Origin of the sequence: Faecalibacter macacae, assembly GCF_003687725.1 — a bacterium.
Lineage (GTDB): Bacteria > Bacteroidota > Bacteroidia > Flavobacteriales > Weeksellaceae > Empedobacter > Empedobacter macacae.
Window position 1 is genome coordinate 136,458 of record NZ_RDOJ01000005.1, and the last position, 15,233, is coordinate 151,690.

At 30.7% G+C, this 15,233-nt stretch carries 15 protein-coding genes; 9 read left to right on the forward strand and 6 right to left on the reverse strand.

Annotated features, from left to right (window positions below):
• Window positions 1-145: 145 nt before the first annotated feature.
• Both EAH69_RS05500 and EAH69_RS05505 read left to right on the forward strand, forming a co-directional pair.
• Window positions 146-2,107, forward strand: coding sequence for a DEAD/DEAH box helicase (locus EAH69_RS05500; RefSeq protein WP_121934176.1), 1,962 nt, complete (start codon window positions 146-148; stop codon window positions 2,105-2,107).
• Window positions 2,108-2,222: 115 nt separating this feature from the next.
• A complete protein-coding gene (locus EAH69_RS05505; protein ID WP_121934177.1) occupies window positions 2,223-3,920 on the forward strand; it encodes an AMP-binding protein in 1,698 nt (565 codons plus the stop codon).
• Between the two features lie 458 nt (window positions 3,921-4,378).
• Here EAH69_RS05505 and EAH69_RS05510 read toward each other — a convergent pair whose 3' ends face one another.
• Genes EAH69_RS05510 through EAH69_RS05520 form a run of 3 tightly spaced genes read right to left on the reverse strand, consistent with a single transcriptional unit; the run spans window position 4,379 to window position 6,198 of the window.
• Window positions 4,379-5,089, reverse strand: coding sequence for a ZIP family metal transporter (locus tag EAH69_RS05510; protein ID WP_121934178.1), 711 nt, complete (start codon window positions 5,087-5,089; stop codon window positions 4,379-4,381).
• Window positions 5,082-5,813, reverse strand: a complete 732-nt coding sequence (locus tag EAH69_RS05515) for a class I SAM-dependent methyltransferase (protein ID WP_121934179.1) — start codon at window positions 5,811-5,813, stop codon at window positions 5,082-5,084. Before EAH69_RS05515 ends, EAH69_RS05510 begins: the two co-directional genes overlap by 8 nt.
• Window positions 5,814-5,820: 7 nt before the next feature.
• Complete coding sequence (locus EAH69_RS05520) at window positions 5,821-6,198, reverse strand: Fur family transcriptional regulator (protein ID WP_121934180.1); 378 nt, start codon at window positions 6,196-6,198, stop codon at window positions 5,821-5,823.
• Window positions 6,199-6,454: 256 nt separating this feature from the next.
• Here EAH69_RS05520 and EAH69_RS05525 point away from each other — a divergent pair, with 256 nt between their 5' ends.
• The 3 genes from EAH69_RS05525 to EAH69_RS05535 are packed head-to-tail and all read left to right on the forward strand — an operon-like array spanning window position 6,455 to window position 9,099.
• The gene (locus EAH69_RS05525) at window positions 6,455-7,594 is read left to right on the forward strand and encodes a THUMP domain-containing class I SAM-dependent RNA methyltransferase (RefSeq protein ID WP_121934181.1); all 1,140 of its coding nucleotides are present in this window, start codon (window positions 6,455-6,457) and stop codon (window positions 7,592-7,594) included.
• A gap of 11 nt (window positions 7,595-7,605) precedes the next feature.
• Window positions 7,606-8,043 (forward strand): DUF2750 domain-containing protein, encoded by a 438-nt coding sequence (locus EAH69_RS05530; protein ID WP_121934182.1) that lies wholly within the window; start codon window positions 7,606-7,608, stop codon window positions 8,041-8,043.
• A gap of 15 nt (window positions 8,044-8,058) precedes the next feature.
• A complete protein-coding gene (locus EAH69_RS05535; RefSeq protein ID WP_121934183.1) occupies window positions 8,059-9,099 on the forward strand; it encodes a glycosyltransferase in 1,041 nt (346 codons plus the stop codon).
• Between the two features lie 242 nt (window positions 9,100-9,341).
• Here the strand turns inward: EAH69_RS05535 and EAH69_RS05540 are convergent, their stop codons facing one another.
• Window positions 9,342-9,764, reverse strand: a complete 423-nt coding sequence (locus EAH69_RS05540) for a PaaI family thioesterase (protein WP_121934184.1) — start codon at window positions 9,762-9,764, stop codon at window positions 9,342-9,344.
• 64 nt (window positions 9,765-9,828) lie between these two features.
• Between EAH69_RS05540 and EAH69_RS05545 the strand changes: the two genes are divergently transcribed.
• The gene (locus EAH69_RS05545; protein ID WP_121934185.1) at window positions 9,829-11,094 is read left to right on the forward strand and encodes an acetyl-CoA hydrolase/transferase family protein; all 1,266 of its coding nucleotides are present in this window, start codon (window positions 9,829-9,831) and stop codon (window positions 11,092-11,094) included.
• A 39-nt stretch (window positions 11,095-11,133) separates the two neighbouring features.
• Here the strand turns inward: EAH69_RS05545 and EAH69_RS05550 are convergent, their stop codons facing one another.
• Both EAH69_RS05550 and EAH69_RS05555 read right to left on the reverse strand, forming a co-directional pair.
• Window positions 11,134-11,769 (reverse strand): NAD(P)H-dependent oxidoreductase, encoded by a 636-nt coding sequence (locus EAH69_RS05550; protein ID WP_121934186.1) that lies wholly within the window; start codon window positions 11,767-11,769, stop codon window positions 11,134-11,136.
• A gap of 96 nt (window positions 11,770-11,865) precedes the next feature.
• Complete coding sequence (locus tag EAH69_RS05555) at window positions 11,866-12,447, reverse strand: DUF6642 family protein (RefSeq protein ID WP_121934187.1); 582 nt, start codon at window positions 12,445-12,447, stop codon at window positions 11,866-11,868.
• Window positions 12,448-12,720: 273 nt separating this feature from the next.
• Here EAH69_RS05555 and EAH69_RS05560 point away from each other — a divergent pair, with 273 nt between their 5' ends.
• From EAH69_RS05560 to EAH69_RS05570, 3 genes are read left to right on the forward strand one after another with little or no spacing between them, the layout of a single operon-like run.
• Window positions 12,721-13,719 (forward strand): LLM class flavin-dependent oxidoreductase, encoded by a 999-nt coding sequence (locus EAH69_RS05560; RefSeq protein WP_121934188.1) that lies wholly within the window; start codon window positions 12,721-12,723, stop codon window positions 13,717-13,719.
• Window positions 13,719-14,216: a hypothetical protein gene (locus tag EAH69_RS05565; protein ID WP_121934189.1), complete on the forward strand. Its 498-nt coding sequence runs from the start codon at window positions 13,719-13,721 to the stop codon at window positions 14,214-14,216. Before EAH69_RS05560 ends, EAH69_RS05565 begins: the two co-directional genes overlap by 1 nt.
• 39 nt (window positions 14,217-14,255) lie before the next feature.
• Window positions 14,256-15,227: a polyprenyl synthetase family protein gene (locus EAH69_RS05570; protein WP_121934190.1), complete on the forward strand. Its 972-nt coding sequence runs from the start codon at window positions 14,256-14,258 to the stop codon at window positions 15,225-15,227.
• Window positions 15,228-15,233 lie beyond the last annotated feature (6 nt).

The window sequence follows — 15,233 nt, forward strand, 5'->3', positions numbered from 1 at the left end:
GGATGTAAAAGAATTCATTTAGGGATTTTTCGGCTGCTCAGCCATTTAATTTTATTCTTTCATATCTGTTGGTTATAATATAATTTAAAATAAAACCGAGGTATGGAAAACATAAATGAATTTTCATGCACGGTAATTATCTAACATGATTACATTCAAAGAATTAGGTCTTCAAGAAAACATTTTGACTGCAATTGAGGGAATGGGATTTGTTTCTCCATCTCCTATCCAAGAAAAAGCAATTCCACAAATTTTAACATCAGAACAAGACGTTATTGCATTAGCACAAACAGGTACAGGAAAAACTGCTGCATTTGGTTTACCAATTTTAAACCAATTAGATAGTTCTTCTCAATCAGTTCAAGCTATTGTATTATGTCCTACTCGTGAGTTATGTTTACAAATAGCTAAAGAGTTAGAATCTTTTTCTTCAAACATGAAAGGGGTACGTATCCAAGCGGTTTATGGTGGTGCAGATATCTCAAAACAAATCAAAGGTTTAAGAGATAATCCACAAATCGTTGTAGGAACACCTGGACGTACAATGGATTTAATTAAACGTAAAGCTTTAAAAATTCACGATATCACATGGACAGTTTTAGATGAAGCTGACGAAATGTTAAACATGGGATTCCGTGATGAGATTGACTCAATTTTAGAGACTACTCCAGAAGAAAAACAAACATTATTATTTTCTGCTACAATGCCAAGCGAAGTTCGTCGTATTGCATCAGAATATATGAATAATCCAGTTGAAATTGCTGTAAGTAAAGTTAATACTGCTTCTAAAAATATCGAACATCAAGTTTTCTTAGTTCGTGCTTCAGATCGTTACTTAGCTTTAAAACGTTTAGCTGATTATTATCCAAATATCTATGGTATTGTTTTCTGTAGAACTCGTCGCGAAGCGAAAGAAGTTGCAGATAAATTAATGCAAGATGGTTATAATGCAGATGCATTACACGGAGATTTATCTCAATCTCAACGTGATCACGTGATGGAGAAATTCCGTAACCAAAATATCCAAATTTTAGTTGCTACTGACGTTGCAGCTCGTGGTATTGATGTTAACGAATTAACTCACGTAATTAACTACAACTTACCAGATGATCCAGAAGTTTACGTTCACCGTTCAGGTCGTACAGGTCGTGCTGGTAACAAAGGTATTTCTATTATTATTTCTAACAACCGTGAAGGTCGTAAGATTAAAGAATTAGAGCGTTTAATTGCTTCTAAAATAGAACAAAAAAATGTACCAACTGGAGAAGAAATTTGTGAAAAACGTTTATTCAATTTAATGGAGAAAATCCAAAATATTGAAGTAAACGAAGAGCAAATTGAACCATACATGGCAACTGTAAACGAAAAATTAGCTGATTTAGATCGTGATGATTTATTAAAGCGTTTCGTTACTGTAGAGTTTAATACATTCTTAGAATACTATAAAGATTCTAAAGATATCAATACAGACTCTAATGATAGAGAAAGAGGTGATCGTTCAGATCGTCGTCGTGGTGGAAGAGATTTTACACGTTTCTTTATTAACATCGGTCAAAAACAAAACTTACGTGTTCCTAACTTAATTGGATTAATTAACGAGCAAACTCGTAACCGTAACATTGAAATCGGAAAAATTGAAATTTTACGTAATTTCTCTTTCTTCGAAGTTGATACACAGTTTGAATCATTAGTAATGGAATCATTCGCTAATGCACAACGTGATGGTGTTGATTTAGATGTACAAATTTCTAAACCAGAACCAGGACGCGATGGAGGTTCAAGAGGAGGTTCTCGTGGAGGAGATCGTCGTGGTGGTTCTCGTGATGGAGGATTCCGTGGAGGAGATCGTCGTGGAGGAGATCGTCGTGGAGGTTCTCGTGACGGAGGTTCTCGTGACGGAGGTTCAAGAGATGGTGGATACCGTGGTTCTCGTGATGGAGGTTCTCGTGGAGAGCGTCGTGATGGAGGTTCTCGTGACGGAGGTTCAAGAGATGGTGGATACCGTGGTTCTCGTGATGGAGGTTCTCGTGGAGAGCGTCGTGACGGAGGTTCTCGTGACGGAGGTTACCGTGGTTCTCGTGACGGAGGTTCAAGAGATAGAAGATAATATTATCAATAATATAATTAAAAAGATGACTTTGAATAAAAGTCATCTTTTTTTGTTTAAATTGATATGTGATTGAGAATAATTATTATATTTATTATTCAAAACCACAAAATAAATGACAGAATTACAATTATTTACTACTATTCGTGAAACGATAGATAGTGAAAATTATGCTCAGCTGCGTAATATTCCGCTTTTTAAGCCAAAATATTTTAACTGGGTAAGAGATGTTTTTGAACCATATAATGTTCAGCAACTTGGTGATCAATTAGGATTGATTTGGAAATATAATGATTTGGAGGAAAAGTATACCTTCAAAGATTTATCAGATAAAAGTAATCAGTTTCTAAATTATTTACGTGATCATGGGGTAGAAGCAGGTGATAAAATGATTTCTCAGATTCCATTATTGCCATGCACATGGATAAGCTATTTAGCTTGTATCAAAGGAGGATTTGTAATAATACCGGCAGCTGTTACTTTAGAAGAACGTGATTTAAAATTTAGATTTGAATCTGCTTTTCCAAAAGTAGCATTAGCAGATCCTACAAATGCAGATAAGATTGATAAGGCAGAATCTTATTTTGAAGAAAAAATTAAAGTTAAAATTATTACTGAAGGAACAAGAGAGGGTTGGGTAAGTTTATCTGATTTGTATTTAGGCGATACGTCTTCAGTCGCAGAAAATACACAAGCTGATGATAATTTATTTTACTTTTTTACTTCTGGAACAACAGGTATGCCAAAAGTAGTAGTTCATACACATTATACTTATCCTTTAGGTTCTTTTACAACCTCTTCTTGGGTAGGGATGAAGCAAGGTGATGTACACTATAATATTTCACAACCAGGTTGGGCCAAATTTTTCTGGAGTTCTTTCTTCGCACCTTGGAACATGGGCACTACAATTTTAGGATTTCATTCAGATCGTTTTGTTGCAGAAGATCAATTAAAAGCATTAGAAGATTATAAGGTAAATACCTTTTGTGCTCCTCCTACAGCATTACGTTCGTTAATATTAGAAGATTTAACGAAATATAATTTTAATTTAAGACAATGTGTAGCTGCTGGTGAACCATTAAATCCTGAAATTATTGATGTATGGAAAAATGCAACAGGTATAACTATTCGTGATGGATATGGGCAAACAGAAACGACTGCATCAATTGTAAATTTACCAAATGAACCTGTAAAATTTGGTTCTATGGGAAAACCAACGTTTTTATATGATGTTGTAATTGCTGATGATGAAGGGGATGAAGTACCAATTAGTGAGGAAGGAAATATTTGTATCAAATTTGATGAAAATGTAATTAATGGTGTTTTTAAAACGTATTTAATTCAATTGGATAAAATGAAGCAAGTTTTTAAACATGGGCTATATTACACAGGAGATAAAGCATACAAAGACGAAGATGGTTATGTTTGGTTTGTTGGTCGTGATGATGATGTGATTAAAGCATCTGATTTTAGAGTAGGTCCTTTTGAAGTTGAGAGTGTCTTATTAGAACACGATGCAATTGTAGAAGCAGCAGTTGTAGCCAGTCCTCATCCAACAAGAAGTGCTGCTGTAAAAGCATTTGTAATTTTGAACAAAGATTATGTGCCTACTAAAGAATTAGCTGAAGAATTATTCAAGTTTAGTGAAGATAATTTAGCGCGTTATAAAATACCAAGAATAGTTCAATTTGTTGAAACATTACCAAAGACTATTTCAGGAAAAATTAGAAGAGTTGAATTACGTGCAAATGAAGCTCTTGATAAACAAAATAAAACCGAAATAGAAAACGAATTCTATCATTCAAAATATTAAAATTAAAAAACTCCCAATCTATGGATTGGGAGTTTTTGTTTTACTTAATCATAAAACAAATTTTTTGAATTTCGTCTTGAAAATTACAATTGTCTATTGTAACTGATATAGAATTTCTCCCTTCGTTTATAGTAACTATTTTACTATTTACATTATAGCTACTTCTGGCATTTTTTAAAGTAATCTGAAAATAACCTGTTTTATAAAATGAAGATGTATTGTTGTAATTAATATTATAGGTGCATGGATTTACGCCTTTACTCCAGCTAATTATTTCGTTAAACATAGAGCAAGAGTAAAAATTTTCATAATTATCATCATCATTATTTAAAAAATCACAAGATTGAAAATTTAATAATAATATTAAAAAACAATATTTTAAATACTTCATATAATTTTATTAGTGTATAAGGTTTAAATATATAAAAAAAGCAACTCAATTGAGTTACTTTTGTATTTTAATGACTGTGTATGTGCATGGAAACGGTGGCGAAAGCCAATAAAAACCCGACGACAATAACAGCAAATTTTTTCGCATTGAATTTATGCCCTTCGTTTGCTTCGAATAATATTACAGTTGAAATATGTAAGAAAATTCCCGAAACAATAGCGCTAATTTCTAATGTATAGTTAGATATAGGTGTAAATTTTCCTAATACAAATCCGATTGGAGCTGCAACAGCAAACAAGAACATAAACAAAAATTGTCTTATTTTAGATGTTGTATGCTGGCTTAATGCTCCAAATAAAATCATTGAAACAGGAATGTTATGGATAAAAATTGCCCATAAAAAATCGTGAGAATGTGCATTGGCTACCGGAATTCCTTCGATTAATGAGTGTAAAAATAATCCTCCAAAAATTCCTAAAGGAAATTTATTTTCGTTGTGATGTAAATGCACATGGCCATGTTCTACACCTTTACTAATTGTTTCCAAAATATATTGAATAACAACTCCGGCTAAAACAAATAATCCAATTGTGTGATGTGAGTGTGAACCTTCGTGATGACCATAAACTTGTGGTAAAATTTCAAGTACAGTCATTGCAAGAAAATATGCACCACTAAAAGTTAATAGTAGTTTTGAATTGTGTTTGTTACGTAAAAAAAACTTAGAACAAATTACTCCAAGAATTACGCTTCCAATAAGTACACTAATTTCAAGCATTTTCTAAAATTAATATTAAACGATCAGATGACGTATCACTAAAGAAAGAGCCTAATTGATAATTCCCGAAAACATGTTTGATTTTAAAACCTGCTTTTTCAATCATTAAATCAAAATCTTTTTTGTACAATACTTTTACATATTCCTCAAAATGCCAATCTTGTCCGTCAGCATAAAAGTCAATTTCTTTTTTGATAAAATTCTTTTCAGTAATAGTTTTTGTTAGTTTAAATAAAATTCCGTCAATTTCTTTTTCCTCATAAGGAACAAGGTTTTTAACGATTTTCTCAGCATTTAGATAATCAAAAACTAAAATTCCATTTGGTTTTAGTTGTTTTTTTATCGCTTCAAAAACTAATGCATTTTCATCATCATTATCAAAATAACCAAAGCTTGTAAATAAGTTGAAAATTGCATCAAATTCATTTTCTTGATATATTTTACGCATATCATGAACATCAAATTTTAGTGTTTCATTTTCAAACTGTTTTGCATAAGCAATACTTTCATCAGAAAGATCTACACCAACTACATCAAATCCTAATTGATTTAATGTAACAGAATGTCTTCCTTTACCACAAGCCAAATCCATAACTTTTGAATTTGCTGGAATTTCGATGAAATTTGTAACATTCTTTATAAATGTACGTGCTTCTTCGTCGTTTCTATTTTTATATAATGTATGATAATATGGTGTATTAAACCAAGCTTTAAACCAATCCATGTTTTGTTTATTTATTACATTTTGGGCAAGTTCCCGTGATTACTAAATTACATTTTGTCATTTCAAATCCTTCTGGTAATGTCAATTTTATTTCTTCTTTTAAACAGGTTAATTCTTGACATTTTTCGCATCTAAAATGATAATGATCGTGATGATGATGGTCGCTTTCGCAAGTTTTACATAAAGCGTAATAAGAGATTCCGTCGTCTCCTAAAATTTTATGCATTTTACCATCTTCACAAAAACTTTTCAGAATTCGATAAATCGTAGCTCTGTCCATTTTTTCGCGCAAATATTTTTCAATCGCTTCCTGATTTAGGGCAGTAGAACACGATTCGAACAAATCTAAAACAGCCTGTTTTTGTGGAGTATTTCTTCGTTTCATTTCTTAATGCAATTATGTTGCAATAATACGAAAATAATTTGTTAATGCGATGCTTTGTTGATTAGCTTCTTTTAATTTTTTCATAAATCATTGTTTTTATCTGTACTTCTTTACCTTAATTAGGTTAGTAGTTATAATGAATTTACTTTTAGTAAAGAGCTAGATAAATTGTATATTATCAATTACGGCCTAAATGATGAGGTTTCTAATAAAATCCGTACTTTTGTAAAAATTTTGATTGTTGGAAAACTTTAGAATGCAGGCGAAAACCTTTTATGGTTTCGAAGAGATATTAGCACAAGAATTAAAGGCTTTAGGAGCAGCAGATGTAAAAATTGGTAATCGTATGGTTGAATTCTATGGAGACTTAGGATTTATGTACAAAGCGAATTACAGCTTAAGAACAGCTTTAAGAATTCAAAAACCAATTCATACATTTTCAGTAAAAACTGATCACCAATTATATGAAAGAATGAAGAAATTTCCATGGGAAAATTACTTCGATGTAGATCAAACGTTTGTAATTGATCCTACGGTTTTTTCAGATTATTTTACACATTCACACTACGCAGCCTTAAAGGTAAAAGATGCTATTGTTGATCGTTTCCAAGAAAATACAGGTCGTCGTCCAAGTATTGATAAAGAAAATCCAGATGTACGCTTCAACTTACACATTTCGCATGATAAAGTAACTTTATCGATTGATTCTTCGGGTGAATCTTTACATAAACGTGGTTATCGTTCGGAAACTGGACCAGCTCCAATTAACGAAGTTTTAGCAGCATGTTTATTAATAACAGCAGGTTGGGATGGTAAAGGAAATTACTTAGATCCAATGTGTGGTTCTGGAACTATGCTTGTTGAAGCAGGAATGATTGCATGTAATATTCCAGCACAAATTCACCGTAGAGATTTTTCTTTCCAAAATTGGCCAGATTATAATCCACAATTATTTGCAGAGATTAGAAACTTTAGAATTAACAGAATTAAAGATTTTGATTACAAAATTGTAGGTTATGATATTTCTCCAATGATGGTTAAAATTGCAGAAGAGAACATTCGTTCTGCAGATTTATCAGATATTATTGAGGTGCGTCAACAAGACTTCTTTACGTCTAAAAAAGATTTATTTCCAGTTTCTATCGTATTTAATCCTCCTTATAATGAGCGTTTAGAGAATGATAATCAAGTGTTTTACAAACAAATTGGAGATACATTAAAATCGAGTTATCCAAATACATTAGCTTGGTTTGTAACTTCAGATTTATCTGCAAAGAAATATGTAGGATTAAAACCATCTAAAAAATTAAAAGTTTTTAATGGTAAATTAGAATGTGATTTCTTACAGTACGAAATGTACGAAGGAACTAAGAAATTTAAAAAACAAAACGATTAAAAATATAAAAATTGGATACTAAAGATTTTATCGAACAAATCATAGCGAATCAAAAAGTTTATTTATTGACTTCTGAAGAGGGCTTTGCAGTTACTTTTTCTGAAGATTTTGAATATGAAGATGGTTCGAATTTAGAAGTGATTTGTTTTTGGTCTTCGGAAAATAAAGCTCAAGAGGCAAGACAAAATCAATGGGAAAATCATAAAATAGAGTCATTAGATCTGAATGTATTTTTAGAAGAATGGCTTTTTGGAATGATAGAAGAAGTTTCTATGGCTGGTTTAGATTTTAATGCTGAACCAAAAGGTCTTGAAATTTCACCAATTGATTTGATCATCGAAATTGCACACACAATTAAGCAATCAAATGCTAATTATTCTCCATTACACAGTAAAGGTGTAGGTAATATTATGCAAGTTGCTTTAGAAATTAAAGAAAGTATCAACTAATATCTTTTATTGATTTTGAATACAACTGACATTCAGTTATCTATTATTGTTGCCGTTTATGAACGTCAAGACGAGTTAACAGAATTATTATCGAGTTTAACAAAGCAAACAAATTCTAATTTTGAAATGATCATCGTAGACGATGGATCAAAAAATAAATTAGATACAGTTTGTGCTAAATTTCAAGATCAATTAGATATTAAATATTATTATAAATCGAATTCAGGTCCAGGAAAATCTCGTAATTACGGAATGGAAAAAGCCAATGGTAATTATTTTATTTTCCTGGATTCGGATACGATTATTCCTTCAACATATATTCAATCGGTTTACGATGAATTATCTTCAAATTATGTAGACGCTTTTGGTGGACCAGATGATGCGGATGAATCGTTTAATGAGATGCAAAAAGCAATTACATTTTCGATGACTTCATTTTTAACTACTGGTGGAATCAGAGGAGGTAAAAAGCAGGTAGGTAAATTTCAGCCGCGTAGCTTCAATATGGGAATTTCCCGTAAAGCTTACGAAAAAACTGGTGGATTTGCTGCCATGCGAATTGGTGAAGATCCAGATTTATCAATGCGTTTATGGGAAAATGGATTCGAAACGCGATTGTTTCAGGATTCAAAAGTGATTCATAAACGTCGTACTTCATTAAAGAAATTTGCGAAACAAGTTTATCAATTTGGTGTTGCGCGTCCGATTTTGAATCAGCGCCATCCAAATTATGTAAAACCAACTTTTTGGTTTCCGAGTTTATTCTTTTTAGGGACTTTATTTGCTTGGTTTACTTTTGTGTTAGGATTTATTATTTTTGATTTGATAAAAATTCTACATATTCCAATGATGTTTTGGTTATTGTATATGGTTCTTATTTTTGTATTTGCAACCATGCGTTTTAAATCAATTAAAGTTGGAGTTCTATCAATGCAAACAACATTAATTCAGTTTTTTAACTATGGTTATGGTTTTTTAGAAAGTCAGTTTAAATTAAACATTCTGAAACAAGATCCTAAAAAAGCATTTCCTTCTCACTTTCATGTTGAAGATTAAATTAATTTAATTGTTCTGATTTAGTATTTTATTTTTGAATTGTAATAATATATATCAAAAGTAGATTAATGCAGAAGTAAGTGGTATAAATTGTTTTTAAAACGCATAAATTATCACCATTTACAAGCGAAATACAATCATTAGGATTATCAGTTTCATATTTCAAACTAACCCCAATATTGATAGTACAAGGAAAACGAGGATGGTATAATACATATTTTTTTTGATTTTTACTATTTTTTTTATTTTATTCTCATCATTGTTACTAAAGAAGTAGCTACATGTTTTTCATGAGATAAATCGTTATCTACTGTATAAATTTCTGTTCTAATAACACTTATCTTTTTTCCTCCTTTAACAACAAAAGATTTTGATAATAAGTTATCACCAAGCGCAGGATTTAAGTAATTTACTTTTAACTCTACAGTTACAACATAGCAATCGTCTTCATAATTACTAACCGCAGCATAACCAGAAGAAACATCTACTAATGAAGCAATCATTGCTCCATTAAACATTCCATGTTTTCTGGTCATTATTGTTTGTTTTGGAATTTTAATAGATATAAAACCAGTTTCAGCTTCAACTAATGTTGCATTGTAAAATTTTAATGTTTCTGAACTATTAAAGCTCGCTTCAATTAATTCTCTTTTTTCTGTTGTCATAACTGTTTATCATACTAATTGTTTTGCAAGAATAATTTATTTTTGTGAAAACAAATCAAAAAAGATGACTTTTATAACTGCTAAAGAAGCTGTAAAAGCTGTTAAATCGGGAGATAGAGTATATGTGCATGCTGCTTCTATGACACCGACTATATTAACTGATGCTTTGACAGATCGCGCATCTGAATTAAAAGATGTAGAAATGTGTCATATCCATACCTATGGTGAAGCAAAATATGCTGATGTACAATACAAGGATTCGTTTTTTGTCAATTCATTGTTTGTGGGAGCCAATGTTAGACATACGATTAAACAAGGGAACGGTTCATATACGCCTATATTTTTAGGCTCTATGCCAAAGGCTATTTTAAATGGAGATTTAAAGGTTGATGTATTATTAATACAAGTAACAGAGCCAGATGTACATGGTTATTGTTCTTTAGGAACTTCGATAGAAAATATTCATGCAGCAACTCAAACTGCAAGAGTGATTATTGCTCAGGTAAATAAATTTGTACCTCGTACTTTTGGAGATTCCTATATTCATGTATCAAAAATTACGCATTTAGTCGAGCATCATTCGCCATTATATGCATTTTCTATGCCTGAAGCTACAACTGATGAAATAACTATAGGAAATTATATTGCTGAACTTATTGAAGATAAAAGTTGTTTACAAATGGGAATTGGATCAATTCCGAATGCAGTTTTAGCTAATTTAACGAACCACAAAGGTTTAGGAATCCATACTGAAATGTTTTCAGATGGAATTATTCCGTTAGTAAAATCAGGTGTAATTACAGGTGAACATAAAGGTATTTTAAAAGGAAAAATTGTATCAACTTTTGCTGATGGATCACAAGATTTATATGATTTTATCAATCAAAATCCAATCATTGAAATGAAACCAACTTCATTTTCTAATGATCCATATAAAATAGCGAAGAATAATCGTTTAATTTCTATCAATTCGGCAATTGAGGTTGATGTAACCGGACAAGTTTGTGCAGATTCTATTGGGACAAATGTATTTTCTGGTGTTGGAGGACAAATTGATTTTATTACAGGAGCTTCTATGAGTAAAGGAGGAAAATCAATTTTAGCTTTAACTTCTACAACGAATAAAGGAGTAAATAAGATTGTTCCAACTTTAAAGATTGGTGCCGGAGTTGTAACTTCTCGTGCGCATGTTGATTATATTGTAACTGAATTTGGAGTTGCAAAACTTTCGGGAAAACACATCAGAGATCGTGTAAAGGCAATGGTAGAAATTGCTCATCCTGATTTTAGGGAAGAAATAGATCGTGAATATTTTGAAGCTATAAAATAGAAATAAAAAAAACCGATGAATTTCATCGGTTTTTTGTCATTATTTAATTTCTAATACAAATTCTTCTGTCGGAATTCTAACTTTGTTCAACGATGCATTCCAGTCATTTCCTTCATCTCTGTAGCCAATAGGTAACATTAAAACACTACTTAATCCTTTGATTTTTAAACCTAAAATTTCATCTAATTTATCGTTTTCAAAGCCTTCCATCGGTGTAGCATCTATCTTTAGTTCAGCTGCTTGTGCAATAGACATAGCCATACCGATGTATGCTTGTTTAGCGGTATGAATAAAATTTTCTTCCTGTGATTGAGGCAGATAAATACTTTTTAATTTATCTGTATATGAATTAAATCGTCCACGAGGTAATTCTCTTACATCAGTTGCAAAATCGAAAGCAGAGTCAATTCGTTCTTCAGTGTATTTGTCCCATGAGGCAAAAACTAATAAGTGTGAACAATCTTTAACAATTTCTTGTCCAAATGAAACATCAACTAATTTTTCTTTAATTTCTTGATTTGTAATAACAAGTACACGAAATTGCTGTAAACCAGATGAAGTAGGAGCTAATCTTGCTGCTTCTACAATTTTTTGTACATCAGCTTCGTCTACTTTTTTTGTAGTATCATATTTTTTAGTGGCATATCTCCACTGTAAAGTATCTATTAATGACATTTTTTCTTTATTGTAGTGCAAATTTAAATTAATTCAGTCTAATTTATAATTGATTTATGTCAATTAACATGTAATAATCAAAAGATTAAGATTTTATTAATAATATAGTCTAAAACCCATTTTCACACATAAATTGTAATGCTTTTCAAAAAGTGTTTCTACTAATTCTACTGGATCATCAAATTCTCTAGCTAATTCAAAAAAATGTTGATCTAAAATAGTGCTCAATATTGGTGCATTTTTAACATAACCCGATACGGCTTTTGCACCAGTTACATCTAAGAAATATTGAAATGTTTCTTCTTCTAAATCTAAACATTTAGTGTTTGAAAAATGAATAATTTTATCAGTTAAGCGACCTTGAAATAATTCTGAAATTTCCTCTAAAGAATAATAATAGCCATCGATTTCTATATTATGATCTTGACCATTAAAAACTAAATAGATAATTTGATATTCTCTAAAGTTTTTGTCATGAAATAATAGATTAGAAATACTTTCTTCAAATCCTTCAAAACTATCACATGGTTGATAAACATTTGTTATACCTTTGTTTAAGGCAAGATGTTCAAAGAAAGGAAATAATTTAGATGTTTCTTCCGTTTCAATATCATCAACCCCTTCTAAACAAAAGATTTTAAAATCATCAAACTCTTCATCATAAAGCTTTACATCCATTATTTTTTCTTTTTACAAAGTTAAAAAAAAACAGTAATTAAATGCTTCGAATTAATTTTAATTATCTAAATAAGGTATTTGGTTAATTCAATTTAATGGTTTATTAAATCTTTATATATTGAATTGAAATGCTATATAAATTTGTATTTATAACATTCCTAGCTAACAAAAAAAATCTAATATCAATCTGATCTATATATATAATTATAGGTTGGATTGATATTTTTTTTTGAAGATAAAATCTTCTTATTTTAGTACAGTAATTAATGATTGATGGAAAAACTAAAGAATATTAAATATTCAGTTTTAGATTTAGCTGTAGTAAGAAAAGGAGATTCGTTAAATGAAACGTTTCAAAATACGTTAGAATGTGCTAAAATTACAGAAGATTTAGGATACACAAGATATTGGTTGTCTGAACATCATAATATGGAAAATGTAGCGAGTTCTGCTACATCTATTTTAATTGGTTATGTTGCGGGCGGAACTTCTACAATTCGTGTTGGGTCTGGTGGTATTATGTTACCCAATCATACTGCTTTAAATATTGCTGAACAATTCGGAACTTTAGATGCATTATATCCAAATCGTATCGATTTAGGCTTAGGACGTGCGCCAGGAACGGATCAGTTAACTGCTTCAATACTTCGCCGTGGTGAGGGGTTTCATCAATATAATTTTGAATTAGAAATCAAAGAACTTCAACGTTATTTGTCTGCAGAGAATTGTACTAATAAAGTTCGTGCAATTCCGGGAGAAGGTGCTAATGTAGATTTATATATATTAGGATCAAGTACAGAAAGTGCGTATTTGGCTGCCAATTTAGGGTTGCCTTATGCTTTTGCTGGGCATTTTGCTCCTCAACAGTTTTATGAAGCTATCAAAATTTACAAGAAACATTTTCAGCCGTCCAAATATCTTTCAAAACCTTATACAATGGCGTGTGTTAATGTTATTGCAGCTTATTCAGATCAAGAAGCACATTATTTATCAATGACGATGTATCAATCTTTTCTAAATATAATTACTGATCGTAGACAACCAGTAGTTTCCCCTGAAGAAACAGATTTACAAAATTGTACAGATCATCAGAAATATATATTAAAAGGTATGACAGCGTTATCATTTATTGGTTCTCGATCTACTTTGCATGCCGCGTTAATAGATTTTGTAAATGAAACTGGAATTGATGAGATTATTGTGAATTCTAATATTTATGACCAAAAAGCAAAACGTAAATCATACCAAATAATTAGCGAATTATTTAAATAATGAAAAAGAAAAAAACATTTTCAAGATTTGATTATTATTTAATGTTGTTGGATGAATTTAAAGATCAATTTACTATTGTTTTATTATTCAATATAGCTGTTTTCTTTTTGTCAAATAATTTAGATTCTCTATATAGTCAAACTTATCTTTATTCGTCTTTTAACGATTATTTCGATGAATTTTCTGTTCAATTTATCTTAAATGATTTTTTCAAGATTTTAGGTTACATCTATTTCTTTGCAATATTTGTGCATTTTGGGGTATATAAAAAAAATATAAAATGGTTATTTCGTCTAAACGCTGCAATTTTAGTGCTTGCATCTACTTATGTTTGGTGTATTCCAACTTTTAATAGTATTTTGTTGATTTTAGAAAAAGGTCATTTATTTTTCATATTATCATTGTTTACTCAATTTCTTACTTATTTGGTAGTTGGAAATGAATTTTATCAGCTCATCAAAAAAAGGATAAAACAACCCGAAATCAATCATTCTTAATTATATTTGCCAAAACTTAATTTTTACAAAAATTAAACTATGAGTTCATTAGATAAATTTCACGATTTAGTTGCACAAGGATTACAAGAAAATTCTTTAATCAATACACCAAAAGAATTGTACGAGCCAATGGATTATATCCTAAATATTGGTGGTAAACGTATTCGTCCGGTAATTGTTTTATTAGGTGCAGATTTATTTGATGGAGATTTACAACAAGTCATTAAACCTTCTTTAGCGGTTGAGTTTTTTCATAATTTCTCATTAATGCATGATGATATTATGGACGATGCGCCATTACGTCGCGGAAAAACTACAGTTCACGAACAATATGGTGTTAATACAGCAATTCTTTCAGGAGATGCTTTATTGATTAGATCATACGAAATGTTAGAAGATTTAGAACCTGAATTATTTAAAAAGGTAACTAAATTATTCACTAAAACGGCGAAGGAATTATGTGAAGGTCAGCAATGGGACATTAATTTCGAAACGCAAACGAATGTTTCTTACGAAGATTACATCAAAATGATTTCTTTCAAAACTGGTGTTTTAGTTGGTGCTTCTTTACAAATCGGTGCTTTAATTGCTGGAGCTAAAGAGGAGGATGCTGAATTAATTTATCAATATGGTCTTAATTTAGGAATCGCATACCAATTAAAAGATGATTATTTAGATGTATTCGGAAATTTAGAGCATTTAGGTAAAAAACACGCAGGAGATATTTACGAAAATAAGAAAACGATTCTTTACATTTCTGCTTTAGAAGCTGCAAATAAAGAAGAGCGTGATGAATTATTATTCTGGTATAATATGAATACGGATAATATTGATAAAGTTTACGCTGTAGAGAAAATTTTCAGAAAATTAAATGTAAACAAAAAGCTTTCTACTTTAATTCGTGAATACACGAATAAAGCACATCAATATTTAGATAAAATTGACGTAGCTGACGATAAGAAAGTTTATTTACGTGAATTAAGCGAACTTTTAATTGACCGTCAAGGATAATATAAA

Bases quoted from the DNA above. Each gene is read 5' to 3' on its own strand.
- EAH69_RS05570 (WP_121934190.1), top strand. From the start codon at position 14,256: ATGAGTTCATTAGATAAATTTCACGATTTAGTTGCACAAGGATTACAA.
- EAH69_RS05500 (WP_121934176.1), top strand. From the start codon at position 146: ATGATTACATTCAAAGAATTAGGTCTTCAAGAAAACATTTTGACTGCA.
- EAH69_RS05565 (WP_121934189.1), top strand. From the start codon at position 13,719: ATGAAAAAGAAAAAAACATTTTCAAGATTTGATTATTATTTAATGTTG.
- EAH69_RS05520 (WP_121934180.1), bottom strand. From the start codon at position 6,198: ATGAAACGAAGAAATACTCCACAAAAACAGGCTGTTTTAGATTTGTTC.
- EAH69_RS05555 (WP_121934187.1), bottom strand. From the start codon at position 12,447: ATGGATGTAAAGCTTTATGATGAAGAGTTTGATGATTTTAAAATCTTT.
- EAH69_RS05560 (WP_121934188.1), top strand. From the start codon at position 12,721: ATGGAAAAACTAAAGAATATTAAATATTCAGTTTTAGATTTAGCTGTA.
- EAH69_RS05505 (WP_121934177.1), top strand. From the start codon at position 2,223: ATGACAGAATTACAATTATTTACTACTATTCGTGAAACGATAGATAGT.
- EAH69_RS05545 (WP_121934185.1), top strand. From the start codon at position 9,829: ATGACTTTTATAACTGCTAAAGAAGCTGTAAAAGCTGTTAAATCGGGA.
- EAH69_RS05550 (WP_121934186.1), bottom strand. From the start codon at position 11,769: ATGTCATTAATAGATACTTTACAGTGGAGATATGCCACTAAAAAATAT.
- EAH69_RS05515 (WP_121934179.1), bottom strand. From the start codon at position 5,813: ATGGATTGGTTTAAAGCTTGGTTTAATACACCATATTATCATACATTA.
- EAH69_RS05525 (WP_121934181.1), top strand. From the start codon at position 6,455: ATGCAGGCGAAAACCTTTTATGGTTTCGAAGAGATATTAGCACAAGAA.
- EAH69_RS05510 (WP_121934178.1), bottom strand. From the start codon at position 5,089: ATGCTTGAAATTAGTGTACTTATTGGAAGCGTAATTCTTGGAGTAATT.
- EAH69_RS05540 (WP_121934184.1), bottom strand. From the start codon at position 9,764: ATGACAACAGAAAAAAGAGAATTAATTGAAGCGAGCTTTAATAGTTCA.